The organism is Novosphingobium sp. BL-S-33, from assembly GCF_056857025.1.
This window is the reverse complement of the sequence record NZ_CM166475.1, coordinates 1,343,254-1,362,961: the sequence shown is the minus strand read 5'-3', so window position 1 is coordinate 1,362,961 and position 19,708 is coordinate 1,343,254. Positions and strand designations below refer to the sequence as shown.

Genomic DNA, 19,708 nt, shown 5'->3' with positions numbered 1-19,708 from the left:
AAAGCCGTCATATTTTCAGGAAGGATGGAGGCGGACGGAATGGAGAAATTCGTCCGATGGGAATTCATCGAACGCTGGCACGTCGGGCGGAAGCACCAGCCAACGCTGTTTCCGCTTTGTAAATATATGGGCGGAGGGGATGATGGACTGGCTTTCGTCAAGCGTTCCAGCTCGTAAGAGGACGGCTTGAGGAACGTGGGGATGGAGGTTGAAAATTTCGGTGTAGCATTTGGCGCAAAAGCTAGCGGTCACGGCCGCAGCGCTCGGCTCCAGTCTAGTGGCGACGACTAGCGAGCCGGTTACGACAATCTCGCTCGGTTCGACAAAGGCCGTTTGATCAAACGCAGCCCCGGAACGCGTCTGGCAGTCAAGGCAATGGCAACATAGTATTAGGAGGAAATCATCGCGAGACAGAAGGTAACGCACTGTTGAAGCGCCCCGCGAGCGTGGAGGAGCAGGCACATGCCGCACTTTTCCTGCTCGACAATGCTAACATGACCGGAAGCACCCTTTACTGCGATGGCGGATACAGCTTGCGCTGAATCGCCTTTGGACGATCAGATCCAAAGCGACGGTGATGGAAGGAATATGCTTGATAGCGATGTGATCGGCGAAGTGTTGTATTCACAGCAAAATCGACACTCAGTCCGGATGATTGTGGCCGACAATCAGCAAACGCGCAGTCTTAAACGCAGAAAAACCCGAAAATTTGGGTTGGCACAGTTCTTGATAGAGGCCCCTCGACCAAACGTTCGAGGGTTCCATGACCAAGTTCTTGAATACCGCTGCCACCATCACGCTCTGTGGTTTCTCTATCGTCGGTTATGTGCCGCAGGCGATCGCTGCGGACAGTGCAGCCGAAGCTACTCCGGCGGAAAGCGCAGGCGTCTCAGGTAGTGAAATCGTAGTCACTGCGCTCAAGCGCGAGATCAAGTTGCAGGATGCGCCTGCCAGCATCACGGCGATTTCCGGAGACGCGTTGCGCATGGGGAGCATAGATTCCGCCAACGATCTTGCCCGCGCAGTTCCAAGTCTGACCATCACCGATGCCGGTCCGGGACAGCGCCGTATCACCTTGCGCGGTATCCGCAGTGCCGGCGACGCACAGGTCGGCATTTACTACGACGAGACGCCAGTCGCAGGCCCGCCAGGCACCACCAGCGACCCGGGCGGGAGCCAGTCCGATTTCAAGTTGTTTGATCTGGAACGCGTCGAAGTGCTTCGCGGGCCGCAAGGCACGCTGTACGGCGCGGGATCAGTAGGCGGCACGATCCGCCTTGTCACTCATAAGCCTGAATTCGAATACGGCGGTGTCGTCGATGTTTCGGGGACTGCGACTGAGGGGGGCGGTCTGGGATATCAGCTCAATGCCGCACTGAACGTTCCGATCGTGAAGGACGTGCTGGCCGTGCGCGGCGTTTACTTTCGGCGCTACAGCGATGGTTGGGTGGACAACCCCGGTCTTGGCCTTGAGGGGATCAATTCCGAGCATAGCGATGGAGGCCGCGTTCTTGTGCGCTTCGTCCCGGCATCCTGGCTGACAATCGACGGTGCCGCGCATTTCCTGTTTTCCGAGGGCGGAGCCAGTACCTGGTCGCCAAGCGCCGGGAAGTACAACGCCGTTAATGCTTCCCAAGTGCCCTATTCGGACAAGCAACGACTTTACAGTCTTTCGGCACGCGCGGAACTGGGTTTTGCCGATCTTGTCGCGACAACCAGCTATCAGGATCGCGATACACTCGTGACGCGCGACCCTACTCCGCTGTTTCGCAGCTTGAAAACCCGCGCGACGTGCGCCACCCACTTCACTTCGGCGGTTTGCGCGACCAATACCGGTTTCGCGGCCTACAACGCCTATGTCGATGGATTGCTGCCGGTCATCTACTACCAGCCGCAGTCGGTTACCGACTGGACGAACGAACTACGCCTGCAATCCAATGGAAATTCCTGGTACCAGTGGACCCTCGGGGGCTTTTACGAGGATCGCGATTCCAAGGTTCTTTCCGAGGCGCGCCGCACGGACGCTTCCGACGGCTCGCAGGCTGCCGGGGCCGCGCCGCTATTGCAGCGGCATGTTGTTGATTATCTGAAGCAAAAGGCGGCTTTCGGCGAAGTGGCGGTCACACCGTTGCGGGGGGTCACTCTGACGGGCGGCCTGCGGTATTACAGTTATGACAAGACCGTGGGCGGGGACACCACAATCGGGCTGGATATCCTGCGCACGTCCGTCACGCCTTGGGCGCTGTACAAGACCAAGAACACCGGTTGGCTCTACAAGGGCAATGCAAGCTGGAAAGTGACCGACGACATTCTGGTCTACGGTCAGGTGGCAACCGGCTATCGGCCCGGCGGCGTCAATCAGGTACTTGGGCTTGCGCAGGCGCTGTCTTACAAGCCGGACAAGCTGACCACTTATGAAGGCGGCATCAAGACTTCGTTCGGCGGAGATGCCCTGATCCTGAATCTGGGCGCCTATCTGACCGACTGGTCGGATATGCAGGTAAGCATCAACAGCGGCAGTTTCCTTTATCTCGGCAACGCGGGCGCGGCGCGGATCAAGGGGGTCGAAGCGGAAGCCACGCTGAATCCGACGCGCGGGTTGACGTTTAACATCAACGCCGCGTTCACCGATGCGAAGCTGACGCAAGACCAGATTCCGGACGGCGTTACGCCGCTGGCGACCACGGCCCGAAAGGGTGACAAGATTCCGTTCATTGCTCCGCAGACCATCTACTTCGCGGGCCAGTACGAATGGGGGCTTGGCTCGGGTGGTTGGACCGCCCTGGTACGCGGTGACCTCAGCTATACCGGCGCTTCACGGGCCGACTTCCGCCCCACTTCGACCAGCTACCGCAAGGTGGGTGACTACACGCTGGCCAACGCGCGCATCGGCGTGCGCAACGATCGTTACGGCGTGTTCTTCTACGTCAATAATTTGACGAACACGGTGGCCCGTACTTCCGCCGGCAATACGCTGGGCGGCACGACGGAGATCGTCACCACCGTTCCGCCGCGCACTTACGGCATCAATCTCACTGGCACGTTCTGACGCAAGCGAAAGAGCAGATATCATGAAGCACTATTACCATGTGCGCGCCGCTATCGGCGCGCTTGTCCTTGTGTCAGGACCGGCCGCCCATGCGGACAGCCTTTCCGAAAAGGACTCTGCCGCCATCATCGCGGGGATCGACGCCCGCAAGGCGCAGCTTGCCGCCAATGCCCGCAAGATCTGGGAATGGGGCGAAGTGGGCTTTCATGAAGAGCAGAGTTCCGCTCTGCTCCAGCAGCAGCTCAAGGCCGCCGGTTTCACGGTGACGGCAGGGACCGATGCAATCCCTACCGCGTTTACGGCCACTTATGGCAGCTCGGGCCCGGTCATCGCGCTGCTTGCGGAATATGACGCCCTGCCGGGCCTGTCGCAGACGGATCAGCCGGTGGAACAGTCGCGCGGCGGCGTGGCCGGCCATGCCTGCGGCCACAATCTGCTGGGAACCGCTTCGGTTGAGGCTGCCATCGCGCTGGCCCGCTGGCTGAAGGCGAGCGGCACCCCCGGCACCGTGCGCCTCTACGGTACGCCTGCGGAAGAGGGCGGTTTCGCCAAGGTCTATCTGGTGCGCGACGGCTTCTTCAAGGACGTGGACGCCGTGCTCAGTTGGCACCCCAGCAGTTCTAACGGCGCATTGCAGGGACAACTGCTGTCGATGGTCACGGCCAAATTCCGGTTCACCGGCGTCGCCTCCCACGCCGCGGTTGCGCCAGAGCGTGGGCGATCCGCGCTTGACGGTGTGGAGATCCAGAACGTGGCGGTGAACTACCTGCGCGAGCATGTGCCGTCGGACGCGCGTATCCATTACACGATCACCGACGGCGGCGACCAGCCCAACATCGTGCCGGCCCATGCGGAGAGCTTCTATTATGTCCGCCACTATGACCCGCAGGTGGTGCGCGACGTGTTCGACCGTGTGGTGAAGGCGGGCGAGGGCGCGGCGCTCGCCACCGGAACCAAGTTCGAATACGAGATCATCGGTGGCAGTTTCGGCACTTTGCCGAACGATACGTTGGGGCGCGTGGTCGATGCCAGCCTGCGCCAAGTGGGCGGCTATAGCTATACGCCCGATCAGCAGCGCTATGCCGATGCGATCGCCAAGACGCTGCCGAAGGGGGCGGCAAAGGATGGCCCCTCGGTGATCGGCGCCTACGATTTCGGGCGCAAGAGCCCGGCGTCGTCCGACGTGGGCGATATCAGCTGGGTGGTGCCGACGGCCAGCCTTGGCACGGCGACCTGGGTTTCCGGGACCGCGCCGCATAGCTGGCAGGCGGCTTCGGCCAGCGGCACGTCCATCGGCGTGGAGGGCGCGGAAGTGGCGGCCAAGACGCTGGCAATTTCGGGCGCGCAGTTGTTCCTGAACCCCGAAACGCTGCGCGCGGCCAAGGCCGAGCTGCAGCGCAGCCAAGGCGCCGATTTCCACTATGCGCCGCTGCTGGGCGATCGCAAGCCGCCGCTGGACTATGCACGCGCCAGTCTGCCGGAGGGGCGATCCGGCAAGTAATCGCCCGGTCCGGTTGACGAAAAACCCGCCGTCGCAAGACGGCGGGTTTTCTGTTTCCAACTTTCGCCCTTCGCCTTGAAATGCGCCTTAGGGCGTATTTCAAGGCCGACTTCATCGATTGCGTTCGAGCCGCTCGTATGCCGCTTCCAGCGGGCGCGGATCGACCCAGTCGGACAGGGCGAAATCCCGTTCGAGGAAGCCGAACAGGCCCAGCGCCTTCTTCTGCTGGTCGAACAGGGCCAGCCGTTCGGCATCCAGCGTGGGGTGCAGCGTCTTGTGGAAGTCCGCGCCGTAGGCCTGTGCTACCGCCTCCACGCTGCCGCGCGTTTCGAATTGCAGGATCTCGTGGACTTTGGCGACATTCTGCGCGGCCCAGTCGGCGGCGCGCAGCGTGGTTTCCAGAAAGCGGACGAGATAGTCGAAATGATTGTCGATCAGGCTCTGGTGAACCGTGATCGGCCGCGGCGTACCGTTGTTCACGCGCGAACTGCGGTTGGGCAGCGCGTCGAGATCGATGCCCACGACCACGCCCGCCTCGCGCGCGCCGTCGAGTGCGGAGGCACCCTTGACATAGACCGCGTCCACCGTGCCGGCGGCCAGTGCGTCGATCGCCCAGAGCCTGTTGAGCCCGCCCCGGTCCTGTCCGCCCGATGCAGGACGGTTATCGCGGCCGGCCCCGCCGATATTGCGGATGGTGCCGCCCACTTCGACCAGCTCGACATCGTCGAACGTCAGCCCCGCTGTATGAAGCGCACCCTTGTAGCCAAGCAGCGACATGCCGCGGGCGATGCTGGTGCCGCGAAGATGGCTGGGTATTTCATGATCGGTCCAGCCGGGCAGCGCCAGACGGTGACCCTTGAGATGGGCCGGTTCGGTGATGCCGGAATCCGGCCGTACGAGGATGAGCTGGCTTTCCTCGATCCAGGTCAGGCCCACCAGCTTGGTCGGTTCGCCCTGCGCGCGCGCGGCGAAGGCGAGGATGTTGCCGCCCTCGCGGATCAGCGTCGGCAGGCGGTGGTCGTAATGGCGAAGGGCGATTTCCGGCGTCGATTCCTGCAAGGTGCGCACCGGGATGCTTTCACCGGCGAATTCCTCGGTCAGCCAGCCCAGCTTGTATGCAAGGCCGGTCGCGGTGGGCACCGGGCAGCGGGTGAACCAGATTTCCTCCGGCGCGGCTGATGCGGCTTGCAGCGTTTCGGTTTGGGTAGCCATTTCACGGGTCCTTTCGTTTCACGACACGGCTGCGGCAGGCGTGCGGTGATGCTGGTTGACGGGACGGTCGAGGCCGAGGTGATCGCGCAGGGTGCGGCCTTCGTATTCCCTGCGGAAAATCCCGCGCTTCTGGAGTTCGGGGACGACGAGATCGACGAAGTCCTCCAAGAAGCCCGGATTGAGCGGTGGGATCAGGTTGAATCCGTCGACGACGCCCTGCGTGAACCAGTCCTCGATCTGGTCGGCCACTTGCGTGGGCGTGCCGATGGCGATGCGGTGGCCGCGCACGACGTTGTAGCGCAGTACCAACTGGCGCAGCGTCAGGTTCTCCCGCTTGCCGAGGCGGACGATCTGTTCCCAGCGGCCCTTGCCGTTTTCCGGCACCGGATAGTCGTCGGGGATCGGGCGATCGAGCGGTAGATGGCTGACGTCCTCGCCGATCAGCTCGATCGGGCCGGTGAGGTCCACCTTGGCCTGCAAGGACTCGAACTTTTCGCGCGCCTCCGATTCGGTCTCGCCGATCGCGAAGGAGAGGCCGGGGGTGACTTTCAGCTGGTCGCGCGCGCGGCCATAGGAAGCCAGCCGGCCTTTCACATCGTCATAGTATTCGCGCGCATCCTCCACGAACTGGGCGGCGGCATAGATCATCTCGGCGTGCCGGGCGGCGAAGTCGCGCCCGGTGTCCGAATTGCCGGCCTGCACGAAGACGGGATAGCCTTGCACCGGCCGCGCCACGTCCAGAATCGCTTCGGATCGGAAGTGCGGGCCCCGGTGCGAAACCGGATGGACGCTCTCCGGATCGAGGTAGTGGCCAGATGCCTTGTCGGGATGATCGAAGGCGTGATCGTCCCAACTGTCCCACAGGGACTTGGCCAGGGCAATGAATTCGGCCGCGCGTTCGTAGCGTTCGGCATGGCCGAGCGGATCTTCCACGCCGAAAGTGCGGATGGATCCGGGCGAGAGCGAGGAAACCACGTTCCAGCCCACGCGCCCGCCGCTCAGGTGATCGATCGATGCCATCTGCCGCGCCAGCGTATAGGGATGGGCGAAGTTGGTGTTCACGGTTGCGATCAGGCCGATGGAGCGGGTCGAGACGGCGAGGGCCGAAATCAGGCTGAGCGGCTCGAACCCTCCCCCTGCGGGACGGCGGCCGATCCCGCGCAAGTCGTCCGCGCCCATGCCGACGAAATCGGCGAAGAACACGCTGTCCAGCTTGCCGCGCTCCGCCGTCCGGGCGAGGTGCAGCCAGTACGCGAAGTCCGGATCGCCGCCGCCCGGCGATCCCGGCAGGCGCCAGGATCCCGGATGATGGCCGTGGCGCGTCAGGAACACGCCGAGGGCGAGCTGGCGCTTGCGGCCGGGCTCCCGTTCCTGCCCGCCCATCAGAACGACACCGACACGGCGCCGCCCCAGACGCGCGGCTCGATGATGTACTTGATGTAACCGAAGTTCGCAGAGGGGATGATCGTCGATGCCGCGTGGCTGTTGGTCACGTTGCGGGCAAAGACCGAAAGTTTGATATCGCTCGGCAGCTTCCACGAGAGCGAGGCATTGCCCAGCCACTTGGCCCCCTGTTCCAGCGGGGCGGTCTGCGTGCCCGCGTTGAAATAGAGGTGGGATCGGTACGACCAGTTGGTTTCGGCGACGATCTGGTGTCCGTTGCCAAGTTCGAACGTGTAATCGCCGGCAACGCTGGCAGTGACGTGCGGCGCCCGCACAAACTGGTTGCCCGAACAGTCCACGCCGGCCTTGCAGTTCGGGAACTCGGTATACTTGGTATCCAGCAGGCCAAGCGTTCCCGACAGGTGCAGCGCGTCGATCGGGCGGGCCGTGATCACGGCTTCCGCGCCCTTCGACCAGCCCTTGCCGGCATTGGAAAGCTGGCTGAGCGGCAGTTGGATGACGGTGACCTGGATGTCGGTATAGTCGTTGTAGAACGCGGCGAGATTGGCGGTCAGGCGGCCGTTCAACCATTCGGACTTGAGGCCGATCTCATAGCTTTTCACGTATTCGGGATCGACGGTAGCCACCTGGGTCTGCACCGTCGCGCCGGTGTTGAAGCCGCCCGAACGGAAGCCCTTGGCATAGCGGGCGTAGACGTTGAGATCCCGGGTGAAATTGTACTTTGCCGTCGCATCATAAGTGAAGGCGTTCCAATTGCGCTTTTCGTCCTGCACGGCGCGTGTCGCGATGCCGGTCCCGGTGACGGAATTGCGCGACCAGAAGGCGACCGTGTCGAGATAGGTGAGCGTGCCGTTGCCGCCGGTGGCCGTGCCGATCGTGTCTAGATCGATCGCCTTGTCCTCCCAGGTGTAGCGGCCGCCAACAATAATTTCGAGATTGTCGATCGGCTCGTAAGTCACGTTGGCGAAGAGGGCGTAACTGTTGTTGCTCTGGGTGAACTGTGTGTTAGTCCAGCTGGTGCGCAGGCCCACGGTGTTCGGCAGTACGGCGGTAACCGCCTCGGAATCGAGCTTTTCGTAGTAATAGTGGGCGCCGGCGATCCACTTCAGCCTGCCCGTATCGGGCGAAGCCAGCCGCAGTTCCTGACTGAAGACCTTGGCATCTAGACTGCTGTAGGTATGAGTTCCTTCGTGATTGACCTGGGTGCCCAGTTCGGATCGGTGCTTGAATTCGTTGTAAGCAGTAATCGAAGTCAGATGAAGGTCGCCGACATCCCAATCAAGATTGAGTTGAGCACCGCGCTGGCGCAAATCCTGCCCGCTGTTACCGAATGAGAAATTGTTCTTGTAACCCTGAGGGACTGGAAACCCTGCAGGGTCTGTCGAACCCAGACCCTGATAGATGATATCGCCGACGTTTTTGTAATCGCGGTACTGCAAGCGCAGCAAGGCTTCGAACGTGTCGGTCGGTTTCGCCAGTACGGAGAAGCGCGCGGCCGCCTCGCGGTTCTTGCCCATCGGCGTGCCGTCATGCTGATTGGTGGCGAAGCCGTCATCGTCGCGAAAATGTCCGGCGAAGCGCACCGCGACCTTGTCGTTCAGTGGTCCGCCCCAGGCGCCTTCCAGAAGAGCGGAGCCGTAGCTGCCGTACTCGGCGCGGGCATAGCCGCTGGCATCGAAGGAGGGCTTGCGGGAAATGAAGTTTACCGCGCCGGCCGTCGTGTTCTTGCCCCAAAGCGTGCCCTGCGGGCCGCTCAGCACTTCGACGCGTTCCAGGTCGAAGATGGGGAACGCCTGCGCCATCGGAATGCCGATATAGACTTCGTCCTGATAGACGCCGAGTGGGCTGGTCTGGCCGTTGCCGGGCACCGAGTTGCCGATCCCGCGCAAATACCAGCGCGGGGTGAGGTTACCGACCGAGGTATCGGCGCTGAAGTTGGGCACGAAGCGCGAAACGTCGCTGGCGCGGGTAATCAGCCGGTCGCGCAGCGTGTCGCCGCTCAGCGCGACGACCGATGCGGGCACGTCCTGCACGCTCTGCGTACGTTTTTGCGCGGTGACCAGAATGGCACCGTCGCCCCCCCCCGAAGGGTTTTCGTCCGGCGTAGTTTCGGCTTGGGCCTGCGATGAGAATGCCAAGGCCAGCGCCAGCGCGCTTGCCACGCCGATGCTGCGCGCGAGAGGAGATTGGAAAGGCGCCCTGAATGCCATGACTTACTGATTCCTCGTTTGCGGGATCTGGATGACGCAGTGGCCGGGGGGGCCGGCACCACGGTTCGCAAACAGAAGAGCAAGTGGCGTGCCACTTGAGAAAATGGCTATTTTTCTGGTGTTATCGGCAGCGTTTCGATCCCTGCTGCGCAGAACGGCGCATGGGGTGTGCGAATTTGGATGGTATTCTGCGTGATAGGATGCAGCGGTCAGATCAGGCCGAAGTTCCTGAGGTGGGTGCGCAATACGCTGCGTGTAACGCCAAGCGCGGCAGCGGTTCGGATCTGGTTGCTCTCGAAGCGGGCGAAAGCCGTGCGCACCACGTTCTCCACCGTACGGTCAAGCAGTGCGTCCTGCTTCTCTTCCAGACACCGTTCGACCAACTGCGTGAGATGTTCGTCCAGCAAGATATCTGCGGAAGCAGCCGGGCGTGTCTGCATTTGGGGCGTGTGTTCGAACAGGGAGACGGGTCTTCTTGGTTCCACCGGTTGCAGCGCAAGGTCGTCCGGAGTGATCTGACCATCGGTGCAGGTAAGCGCACCGCGCAGGACGGCATTTTCCAGTTCACGAATGTTTCCGGGCCAGGAATGCTTGAAGATTGCCTCTTCCGCGCCGGCCGTAAGCTCCAGGCGGCCCGCGCCGATTTTCGATCCGTGCCGCTCAAGGAAGTGGCGCGCCAAGGGGAGAATGTCGGCGCGGCGTTCGCGCAGTGGCAGCAACGGCAGCGGGACAACGTTGAGGCGATAGAACAGGTCTTCGCGGAACCGCCCTGCGGCCACAGCGCGGACCAGATCCACATTGGTGGCGGCGATCAACCGCACGTCGAGCGCGATCGGCTTGCGCGATCCTAATCGCACCACCTCCCGTTCCTGCAATATGCGCAGAAGTTTAACCTGCAATGCCGTCGGCAAATCAGCCACTTCGTCAAGGAACAGGGTGCCGCCGTTCGCGGCCTCGAACCAGCCCGCGCGCGCGTCGGTCGCGCCGGTGAAGGCACCTTTTTCGTGGCCGAATAATTCGGATTCGATCAGGGTTTCGGAAAAAGCGCCGCAGTTCACGGCAATGAAGGGGCCGTGCCGGCGGTTGCTCAGAGCATGGACGTAGCGCGCGACGAGTTCCTTGCCAGTTCCGGTTTCTCCCGCGATCAGCACGGTTGCCTCGCTTGGCGCCGTGCGCTCGATGAGCGGCACAAGCGTGCGCGATCGTGGATCGGAAAACACGAAAGCGCGCGCCCGGATGGCGGGAATGGCGGGATCGTTCGGATCGAGCGACAGGATCGTACTGCCCGAATTCACCTCGCCGGAACGGGGCTTACGGTCTTGCGCTAAAGCCATGGGACGCACCTTCCACGGTTTCGTATCGTGTTGATCGGTATTCTCTATTGATTTAGTCGAGAATGCAATTAAACGAACCCGTCCGTCATTTCTGCCGTGGTTTTTTCACGTCAGGCTGCGCGATCGGCCGAACGCAGCGCGAGCGCCGCTGTCAGCGGGCGGGAGTCGACCCACACATCGATGTCGACGGCGTTTTCCAGAAAGCCATACAGTCGCAGGAACTGTTCCTGCAGGCGCAGCATGTCGATCCGTTCGGGGGATAGGTTCGGATGTAAGGCGCGGTGAAAGCCTTCCCGATAGGCCGCCTCGACACCGAACGGGCCGGAAAAGGTCTCGCGCGCCAGGATGTGCCGCAGTTCGGAAAGATGGCCTGCTGCCCAGTCGGCGGCGCGAAGGCTGCACAGCAGGAAGCGTACGACGACGTCAAAATGCTCTTCGATCATGCGGCGGTGGGTCACGATCGGGCGCGGGGTGCCGTTGTTCACCCGTGTCATCCGGCTGGGATAGGCGTCGAGATCGATGCCTACCTCCAGCCCCAGTGCCTGTGCGGCTTCCGCTGCGGCGGCGCCTTTGACGTAGACGGCATCCACCTGCCCATCGGCGAGTGCCTGCAGGCCGGACCACATGCGATGCATCATCTGCGGTTCGGAGAAATCGACCAGCGGCGTGGGCACGTCCACGAAGTGCACGTCTTCAAGGCAAAGGCCGCCAAGGCGCAAAGCACTCTTGATCCCATGTAGTGACATGCCCCGCACGACCGAGGCTCCCCGCGTCGAGACATAGCTCGGCAAGGCGAAGCGCAGTCCCTTCAACTGCGCAGGCTCCAGCACGTTCTCGCCGGGGCGTACCATGATCGCCTGGCGCTCGTCGATCCAGGTCAGGCCGATCACGCGCGTTTCCGCGCCCAGAGCTCGCGCGGCAAGTGCCGGAATGTTGCCGCCTTCGCGAAACAGGCTGCGGATCATGCTGTCGTGATCCCGCTCTGCGATGCGCAACCGATCTTCGCGCAGCCAGTCGACGGCGATGCCGTCAGGCCCGAATTCCTGATCCATCCAGCCGAGTGACCAGGCGATCGACGATGCGGCCGGCACTGGGGAGCGGACCAGCCAGATGCGGTCCAGTAAATCGGTTTCGCTCACGCCCTTCGGCCCCATTGGCTTTCTATCTCCATCCGCAAGATCATGAGACTTGGCAAAGCAAGGCCCATGCCACTCGAATTGCCGACGAGGCTCTCGCCCGGCCGGCGGCAAGACGGCGAACGGTATCCGGCCCGTCGCTGTTCAGATCGCTACGGCTGCTGCGCAATTTTGCGCAGTGGGCAGGAGTTTCCGCGCAGAGCTTTACGATTTCAAGCAGGTTTACCGCGGGTGGCATGGTCCGTGCTTCAGCCGACTTCGAAATGCGTTGTCTTCGAAACGCGAGTATCACCGAAGGAGGTTCTGGAATGGCGCTCAGCTTCTACTGGCATCTGTCGACAGCGGCGTCGGCCGATCGCGGGCGCGGCGAATGGGGGGAGGGCGACCGGCCCTGGGTTCCGGCCCGCGATGCCGGCAGCCGCCGCTTGCAGATCAACCATTACGACTATCTGACCCAGATCGCCCGCGCCGCCGAATTGACCGGCTTCGACGGCATTGTCATTCCCGACGAGCCGGAAGGTGAGGAGCCCTGGATCGTGACCGGTGCGTTGCTACGCGAAACGCGGCGCCTGAAGATCGTTACCGCCGTCGCGCCCGGATCGGCCTCGGGCGTCTACCACGCCAAGATGGCGTCCAGCGTCCAGCGCTTTTCTGACGACCGGCAGGCATGGTTGATCGAGCCCGGACAAGGTCTGCAGGCGGGTGACGGGGTCGCAGTGGCGGATCGTTCCGCCCGCACGGTCGAGCTGTTGACGCTGCTGGAAGGGGTGTGGAGCGATGGACCGTTCGACCTCGAAGGGCGTTACTTCGTCGTCGAAAAGGGCGGTCTCGGCGGTCTCGTTCAGAGGCGAAGCAGGCCGCCTATATGGCTGCACGGCGCGGACGCGCCGGGCGCAGAATTGCTGGACCATGCGCAAGTGCTGCTGATCGACACGGCGCCCTCGTTGGAGGTTCTGGCCGATCTCATTGCCGACGCGCGCCGTGCCAATCCAGTGCTGCGCGTTGCCGCGCATATGCCGCTGCTGGCCCGCGCAGAGGAGCCGGACGTGGCGGTCGAGCGCGATCGCCGTCATCTGCCCCCTTCGGCGCTGGTCGGAACGTACGACGCGGTTGCCGCGGCTCTGGCGACGCTTGCCCGCGCCGGGCTCGACATCGCCGTACTGTCGGCGCCCGACCAGATTCAGGAAGTCCATATCGCGGGCGAGCAGGTCATCGGCCGTTTTCGCGCCGCTGCGGCCATCGCGGCCTGAAGGAGAATCCCGACATGAGCATCGATTTCTACTGGCGCATTCCCACTCACGGATGCAGCAGTTCCATTCGCGAACGCAATTCGAACCGCGGCGACTGGTCGCCGCTGGCGCCGGGCAATCAAACACCCGGGCTGGTCGATGGTGGGCCCGACGGCACCAGCTATCTCGATCATATGGCGGAGATTGCCCGAGCGGCCGAGATTTCCGGATTTGCCGGCGGCCTCCTGCCCTCGTTCCCGGTTACCGATGATCCCTGGGTGATCTCGGCTGCTCTGGCGCGGGCGACCAAGGCGTTCCGTTTCATGATTGCGTTCCAGCCCGGCTTCCTCAGCCCGGTACGTGCCGCGCGCATGTCGGCCAGCCTTCAGCGGGCGACCAACGGGCGAGTGGTCTACAATATCATTACCGGCGGCGGTGGACCTGGACAGCGCTGGTGGGGAGATCCGTTCGATCACGACGATCGCTACGGCCGTACCACCGAGTTTCTCGACGTGATGAAAGGCGTGTGGAAGCATGGGCCGTTTACCCACAAGGGTCGCTTTTACGAAGTGGCGGATGCCGCGCTTTCGCCTGCTTTGGCGCGGGAGGATTTGCCGACGGTCTACTTTTCCGGATCGTCCGAGGCGGCCTTGCAGTCGGCCGCGCGCCATGCGGACTATTACCTTTCGTGGCTGGAGCCGTTTCAGCAGCTTGCGCAAAAATTCGATGCGGTAAAGGCGCGCACAGCCGAACTGGGGCGGGGCATCAAGTGCGCGATCCGGGTCGAGGTCGTTGCGCGCCGTACGGAAGAGGAGGCCTGGCGAGAGATCGAGGTCGGTTTTGCCAATGTGAAGGCGGCGAGCCGGGATGCTCTCGGCGGACAACGCGGCGATTCAGTGGGAGTGCGCCGGTTGGCTGGGCTGGGCGTGGCAGACGCGCGCGACTATCGCGACCTTATCGTCTCGCCCAATGTCTGGGGCGGTTTCAGTCTGCTGCGACCTGGCCCGGCGCTCGGCATCGTCGGCAGCTATGAGAACGTCGCCGCGCGGCTAGATGAACTGATCGCCCTGGGCGCGGATTCGTTCATTCTGGCAGCCACGCCGCACCTCGAAGAAGCCTACCGCGTGGGCGAGGAAGTACTGCCGTTGCTGGGCCATCAAGCGGTCCAACGGCTGGAAGCGGCGGAATAGGTTAAGGCAGCAAAAAAGGGCCCGGCGCGACCAGATCGTCGCGCCGGGCCCTTTTTCTCGTCAGGTCAGGATGGGAGCGGATCCCACCAGCCTTCGAGCTTAAGATCCTTGATAGCCTGGTCGACGTACTGCCGGTCGATCAGATGGGAGACGTCAACTTTGGTCCGCGTCAGCCCGGTGCGGAAAGCATAGTCGGATACGAAGTCGAAGTGTTCCTGGATCGCCGGGCTCGGCAGCGGTGAAAAGCGTTGGCGCCAGGGCAACTGGTTGTTGTCGGCATCCTTGACCACTGCGGCCAGCGGACTGCCGCCCAGTGTGCCCCATGACAGCACGGTATCGCGGTTTTGCTCCTGGCTCGACCAGTAAGCCTGCCGGACGAAAGCCGTCACCACCGTCTGCACGATGTCGGGATGCGCCGCGAGGAAATCCTTCCGGGCGAAAGTGCCGGCGGCCATCTTCCAGCTTTCCGGCGCATTGCTGGTGGACCAGAGGATGCGTGCAAGTCCCTTGTCTTGCAGCACGTAGGCTTCGGCCTGGATGAGCACGATGGCGTCCACCTTGCCGCTGGTCAGCGCGGCCTGGCCTGCCACTGCGTTGACGTTGATGATCTTGAAATCGTCCAGCGTCATTCCTTGCGACTGGACGTAGCGCGCAAAGCCGGCCTCCCACGGACGGCCGCGATGGAGTGCGATCCGTTTGCCCTTGAGATCGCGCAGGGTGCGGGCGGTGGAATCCTTGCTGACTGCAAGATAGATGTTCGTGCTGCTTCGGCTGGGCACGACAAGGCGCAGATCCACTCCGCCTGCCATTGCGATGACGGAGGGCAGGTCGCCATAGGCGGCCATGTCGATGGTCTTGGCCGCAAAACCTTCGTTTACCACCGGCCCGCCGACCGAGGCGGGAACCGGCACCCAGCGCGCCTTCCAACCTTTCTTCGCCAGTTCGGCGTCCAGCCAGCCATCCTCCTGAATGCGGGCGAGGCCGCCTATGAATTCGTTCTTGCCGTCCTTCGGGGTGACGATGCCGGCGATATCGACGATCTTCTCGTCCGCTTCCTTGCCCGATGGCGAGCAGGCGCTGGCCAGGGCGAAAAGCGGCAGCAGCAATGCCAGTAGCTTGCGACCTTTTATCATGATGGGAATGCTCCGGGAAAAGCGATCAAACGTGTTGTTCAGGGCCGAGATTCAGGGGCGGGTCCTGGCGGGAAAAGTGACCAGCGTGCCGTCCTCATCCCCGCGCGGTTCGTAGGTGAGTTCGGCCAGAATCTCGTCCTTCAGGCGATGCAGCAGTGGCGAGGCGCGGTCGCGCGGGTGGGGCAGGTCGACATCCACGATCCGGGCGATGCGCCCGGGGCGTGAAGACATGACCACCACGCGGTCGCCAAGGAACAGTGCCTCGTCCACGTCGTGGGTCACCATGATCATGGTGGTGCCGGCCTCCATCCAGATGCGCTGCAATTCGGCCTGCACTTTCACGCGGGTGAGCGCGTCGAGTGCGCCCAGCGGCTCGTCCAGCGCCAGCACCTTGGGCTCGTTGACCAGCGCGCGGGCGATAGCGGCGCGCTGGGCCATGCCGCCGGAAAGCTGGTGCGGATAGGCATCTCCGAAATCGGAAAGGCCAACGAGGGCAAGGTGCTCGGCCACCAGCCTGTCCCGCCGCTCGCGCGGGAGTTTCTGATTGAGGAGCGCGACTTCGACGTTCTTCGCCACCGTCATCCACGGGAACAGGCGGTGGTCCTGAAAAACCAGCCCGCGCTCCAGCCCGGTTCCGGCAACGCGCGTATCGTCGAGCCGGATCTCGCCGTCGTAGTCGGTATCCAGACCGACGATCAGGCGCAGCAGGGTGGACTTGCCGCAGCCGGAAGGCCCGACGATGCTGACGAACTCACCCGGCCGGATCGCCAGATCGATGCCGTCCAGCACGGTCAGGGCCTTGCCACCCATGGCATATTGCTTGGAAAGGCCGGAAATGCGCACCGCGCCGGTGCCGGTGTGGGCTGGGCGTTCAAGCGGATCGCGGACGGTTCTGGGGTCGGTCATGGCTGAATCCTGATCTTTCGGCACGCTCGTCGGGGGGCGGGAGGGGGCGGAGGGAGCGAGCGGGTGGGGGGCCTAGTTTGCAGTAGGGGCGGGCTGCCAGCGCAGCAGGCGCGCGCGCAGCCATGCGAACAACTGGTTAAGCGCAAAGCCCATCACGCCGACGCAGGCGACGCAGACCAGCACCACGTCCGTGCGGGCGGCAACTTGCGCGGCCATCATCACGGTGCCGAGGCCGGCCGTGGCGCTGAACAGCAGCTCCACGCCGATGGTCGCGATCCATGAAAAGGCCAGCGCCTGCGATATGCCGGTGAAGATCAGCGGCAGGGCGCTGGGCAGGGCGATCAGGCGCAGGGCCTGCATCCGGGTGAAGCCGTAGAGCCGGCCCACTTCGGCATGGCGGCGCTCGATCGCCTGCATGCCTTTCTGGGTATTGAGGACTGTGGGATAGAACGCCGAAAGCGATACCAGCAGCAGCTTGGCCCCGTCACCATTGCCGAACCAAAGGGCGACGAGCGGCAGCCAGCCAAGGATCGGCACTTGTCGCAAGGTGGTGATCAGCGGCGATGCGGTGCGATCCAGAATGCGCGAAAGCCCGGTCGCGATGCCTGCCGCAATGCCGATGGACCCGCCGATCAGCAGCGCCGTCAGCGCGCGTTGCAAGCTGGCCCCGGCCTGAAGCAGCAGCGTCCCATCGCTCAGCATGTCCACGAAGCTGCGCGCGATCTGTTCGATCGGAGCGAAGGCATAGGCGTGGCCGGCGCTCTGCCGCGATTCCCATTCCCACCAGCCGAGTACCAGCGCCGGGAACAGCAGCGCCAGAGCGGCGGGCCTGAGGCGTACCAGAAGGGGCTTCATGCCTGCCTCCAGCAGGTAAGCCGGCGTTCCAGACGCACTACTGAACCGTCGAGCAGGAAGCCGATCGTTCCGGCGACGATCACGCCGCAGAGCACCACGTCGATCTGAAAGAGCTGGCGGCCCATTTCCATCATCTGGCCAAGGCCGCTGTCCGCCGCGAGCAGTTCGGCGGCGACCAGCGAGAGCCAGCCGCGCGCCAGGCCGAGGCGCAGGCCGGTCAGCACTTGCGGCACGGTGGCGGGCAGGATCACCAGCCGCAGAAATGGAGCCAGCGGCAGGCGATAGAGGCGGGCCACTTCGCGGTGGCTGGCGGGAATGTCGCGCACTGCGTCATGGGTGGCCAGCGCGGTGGGGAAGAAGCTGGCAATCGCGACGATCACGATCTTGAAGCTGTCTTCCACGTCGAAGAACAGGATCAGCAGCGGGATGAAGGCGATGACCGGCACCTGTCGGATGCAGGTGAACGTGGGCCAGAGCAGCCGGCGCACGCTGTACGACAGCGCCATGGCGACCCCGCCGGCAAGTCCGAACGCGCTTCCGATCAGGAAGCCGCAGGCGAGCCGGTAGAGGCTGGCGGAAACATGGCGCTCCAGTTCGCCGCTGGAAACAAGGTCGAGCAGCGTGGCGCCCACCTGTTCGAGCGGCACCAGCACTTGCCGGGGCCAGATACCGCTGAGCGCGGCGATCTCCCACAGGAGCAGGATGGCGGCCAAGGGGGCGAACCGAAGCAGCGCGGCGGAAAGGGACCGCGACGTTCGGGAACTTTCTGCTGGCACGGCGGTGCTTCTCCTTCGGCCTTTGCGGCCCTTGTGAAGATCAGCAAGGTCCGTGCCAGTCTCGCACCCGTACCGCGCCCGTGCGGGAACCAGCGCGAACGCAGGCGGAAGCGGTTGCCCGGTTTCGCGCAACTGTCGAAAATTGCGCAGCGCCCTGCGTGGATACGACCAGTTCGCGGTTGGTGTCCGGCGCTGCGCATATCCGCGAGGCGCTGCGCAGTTCGGGCCAATCGAGATGCCGGGTCGATGGGGTGAGAGCGCGGTGTTTCGGGAGTTTCGTACCGGTTCGCGCCGATCGGCACGCTTGTTGCTTTTCGCTGTGTTCCCAAACCGATGCGAAAGGTCCGCAACGATGCCGACATCCGATTTGCCGCAATCTCCGGCCCGCCGTTTCAGCGATAGTCGTTTCGCCCGGGCAGCGCTTGCAGGGGCGGCGATGATGATGGTGGCCGCTACGACCTCCGCGCCGGCTTTTGCAGAGCTGGCACCGCCGCCCAACCCGGAGCAGGGCGATGGCCGGGTATCTCCGTTCTACGAATGGAAGCAGACGATCCCCGCTACCCCGGGCAAGTTGCTGCGCAGCGAACTTTTGCCCGAGACGATCGGGCTTGCCAGCGCGGGGCGGCAGCTTCGCATCCTCTACAGCTCCACCAGCGGGTTCGACAGCAAGACGCCGATCGCCGTATCCGGCGCGCTGTTCCTGCCCAAGGGCAAGCCGCCCAAAGGGGGCTGGCCGGTGATCGCCTGGGCCCACGGCACGGTAGGGCTTGCCGATATCTGCGCGCCTTCATGGGCGGGGCGGTCCTATCGCGATACCGTCTATCTCAATCGCTGGCTGGATGAGGGTTATGCCGTCGTCGCCACTGATTACGAAGGACTGGGTGTGCCGGGGCCGCACCCGCTGATCAACATTCCGGCGATCTCTTACGGCGTGCTGGACAGTATCCGCGCGGTTGTGAGCGGTGTGCCGGATCTTGCCAACAATGCGGTGATCGTCGGCCAGTCGCAAGGCGGTGCGGCAGCGTTCGGCGCGGCGTCCTATGCGCCCACTTATGCGCCGGACATTCACCTGAAGGGCGCGGTCGGCACCGGCGTTATCTACAACCGCTCGCCCGATCTGGGGCCGCTTCCGCCGCCGCCGGTGAAGGCCAACCCCAACGTGTTCGATGAGGCGATCGTCTACAGCCTGTTCGGCTTCGTGGTGGCGCAGCAGTTCGATCCGGCGCTGCAATTTTCGGATGTGTTCAGCGCCAAGGGTATCCCCCTTGCCGTAAAAGCCCGGACAAGCTGCCTTGCGGCGGTGGAGGCCGATGCCGAGTTCGGTGCCTTCACCCGCGCCGAGACGATTCTGGAAACGCCGGGCGAACGCTATCGCCGCTATCTGGCCACGGCCGATGACAGGGCGGCGCGTTACGGCCGCTATCCCACGCTGCGGCTGCAAGTGCCGATCTTCATCGGCACGGGCGCTTCAGACCTTACGCCCTCCGCGCTCAACCAGTTGACCCTGATGAAGGATGCCTGCGCGGCGGGTTCGGTGGTGGAGGGGCACGTCTATGCGGGACTGGGCCACAGCGCGACGGTGAATGCGTCGCTACGCGATTCCATCCCCTTCGTGAAGAAGCTTTTCGCCGGAGAGAAGATCACGCCGATCTGCGAGCCCCGTCTGCAATAGCGTGGCTCGGCCGCGCTGCTGCAAACCGTGCGGCGGGCGGGAGAGATGCTGCGAAAGCACCACCCGCTCCTACCGTAGGCACCGGCGCATATCCGCGGGAA

At 63.6% G+C, this 19,708-nt stretch carries 15 protein-coding genes; 5 read left to right on the top strand and 10 right to left on the bottom strand.

Annotated features, from left to right (window positions below; all coding sequences use genetic code 11):
* Positions 1 to 15: 15 nt before the first annotated feature.
* Positions 16 to 426, bottom strand: coding sequence for a GFA family protein (locus tag AC1VVM_RS22645; protein WP_482956590.1), 411 nt, complete (start codon positions 424 to 426; stop codon positions 16 to 18).
* A 337-nt stretch (positions 427 to 763) separates the two neighbouring features.
* Between AC1VVM_RS22645 and AC1VVM_RS22640 the strand changes: the two genes are divergently transcribed.
* Positions 764 to 3,049 (top strand): TonB-dependent receptor, encoded by a 2,286-nt coding sequence (locus AC1VVM_RS22640; RefSeq protein ID WP_482956589.1) that lies wholly within the window; start codon positions 764 to 766, stop codon positions 3,047 to 3,049.
* A gap of 22 nt (positions 3,050 to 3,071) precedes the next feature.
* The gene (locus AC1VVM_RS22635; protein WP_482956588.1) at positions 3,072 to 4,550 is read left to right on the top strand and encodes an amidohydrolase; all 1,479 of its coding nucleotides are present in this window, start codon (positions 3,072 to 3,074) and stop codon (positions 4,548 to 4,550) included.
* 111 nt (positions 4,551 to 4,661) lie between these two features.
* Here AC1VVM_RS22635 and AC1VVM_RS22630 read toward each other — a convergent pair whose 3' ends face one another.
* The 5 genes from AC1VVM_RS22630 to AC1VVM_RS22610 all read right to left on the bottom strand — a co-directional run bounded on the left by AC1VVM_RS22630 (position 4,662) and on the right by AC1VVM_RS22610 (position 11,849).
* Positions 4,662 to 5,762: an ABC transporter substrate-binding protein gene (locus tag AC1VVM_RS22630; RefSeq protein ID WP_482956587.1), complete on the bottom strand. Its 1,101-nt coding sequence runs from the start codon at positions 5,760 to 5,762 to the stop codon at positions 4,662 to 4,664.
* 18 nt (positions 5,763 to 5,780) lie between these two features.
* Positions 5,781 to 7,145, bottom strand: coding sequence for an LLM class flavin-dependent oxidoreductase (locus AC1VVM_RS22625; RefSeq protein ID WP_482905968.1), 1,365 nt, complete (start codon positions 7,143 to 7,145; stop codon positions 5,781 to 5,783).
* Positions 7,145 to 9,376 carry a TonB-dependent receptor gene (locus AC1VVM_RS22620; protein ID WP_482956586.1) on the bottom strand — a complete coding sequence of 744 codons (2,232 nt, stop codon included), beginning with the start codon at positions 9,374 to 9,376 and terminating at the stop codon, positions 7,145 to 7,147. The genes AC1VVM_RS22625 and AC1VVM_RS22620 overlap by 1 nt, the downstream gene beginning before the upstream one ends.
* Positions 9,377 to 9,585: 209 nt before the next feature.
* A complete protein-coding gene (locus tag AC1VVM_RS22615; protein WP_482956585.1) occupies positions 9,586 to 10,710 on the bottom strand; it encodes a sigma-54 interaction domain-containing protein in 1,125 nt (374 codons plus the stop codon).
* 110 nt (positions 10,711 to 10,820) lie between these two features.
* Entirely contained in the window at positions 10,821 to 11,849 is a 1,029-nt protein-coding gene (locus AC1VVM_RS22610) for an ABC transporter substrate-binding protein (protein WP_482956584.1), read from the bottom strand.
* Between the two features lie 305 nt (positions 11,850 to 12,154).
* Here AC1VVM_RS22610 and AC1VVM_RS22605 point away from each other — a divergent pair, with 305 nt between their 5' ends.
* Both AC1VVM_RS22605 and AC1VVM_RS22600 read left to right on the top strand, forming a co-directional pair.
* Positions 12,155 to 13,096 (top strand): LLM class flavin-dependent oxidoreductase, encoded by a 942-nt coding sequence (locus AC1VVM_RS22605; RefSeq protein ID WP_482956583.1) that lies wholly within the window; start codon positions 12,155 to 12,157, stop codon positions 13,094 to 13,096.
* A gap of 14 nt (positions 13,097 to 13,110) precedes the next feature.
* Positions 13,111 to 14,265 carry an LLM class flavin-dependent oxidoreductase gene (locus AC1VVM_RS22600; protein ID WP_482905963.1) on the top strand — a complete coding sequence of 385 codons (1,155 nt, stop codon included), beginning with the start codon at positions 13,111 to 13,113 and terminating at the stop codon, positions 14,263 to 14,265.
* Between the two features lie 65 nt (positions 14,266 to 14,330).
* On the opposite strand, the gene AC1VVM_RS22595 is transcribed toward AC1VVM_RS22600, so the two are convergent.
* The 4 genes from AC1VVM_RS22595 to AC1VVM_RS22580 all read right to left on the bottom strand — a co-directional run bounded on the left by AC1VVM_RS22595 (position 14,331) and on the right by AC1VVM_RS22580 (position 17,872).
* Entirely contained in the window at positions 14,331 to 15,398 is a 1,068-nt protein-coding gene (locus tag AC1VVM_RS22595) for an ABC transporter substrate-binding protein (protein ID WP_482956582.1), read from the bottom strand.
* Between the two features lie 51 nt (positions 15,399 to 15,449).
* Positions 15,450 to 16,304: an ABC transporter ATP-binding protein gene (locus AC1VVM_RS22590; RefSeq protein ID WP_482905961.1), complete on the bottom strand. Its 855-nt coding sequence runs from the start codon at positions 16,302 to 16,304 to the stop codon at positions 15,450 to 15,452.
* Between the two features lie 72 nt (positions 16,305 to 16,376).
* Positions 16,377 to 17,159: an ABC transporter permease gene (locus tag AC1VVM_RS22585; RefSeq protein WP_482956581.1), complete on the bottom strand. Its 783-nt coding sequence runs from the start codon at positions 17,157 to 17,159 to the stop codon at positions 16,377 to 16,379.
* Positions 17,156 to 17,872: an ABC transporter permease gene (locus AC1VVM_RS22580; protein WP_482956580.1), complete on the bottom strand. Its 717-nt coding sequence runs from the start codon at positions 17,870 to 17,872 to the stop codon at positions 17,156 to 17,158. The genes AC1VVM_RS22585 and AC1VVM_RS22580 overlap by 4 nt, the downstream gene beginning before the upstream one ends.
* 415 nt (positions 17,873 to 18,287) lie before the next feature.
* Here AC1VVM_RS22580 and AC1VVM_RS22575 point away from each other — a divergent pair, with 415 nt between their 5' ends.
* The gene (locus AC1VVM_RS22575; protein ID WP_482956579.1) at positions 18,288 to 19,607 is read left to right on the top strand and encodes a lipase family protein; all 1,320 of its coding nucleotides are present in this window, start codon (positions 18,288 to 18,290) and stop codon (positions 19,605 to 19,607) included.
* Positions 19,608 to 19,708 lie beyond the last annotated feature (101 nt).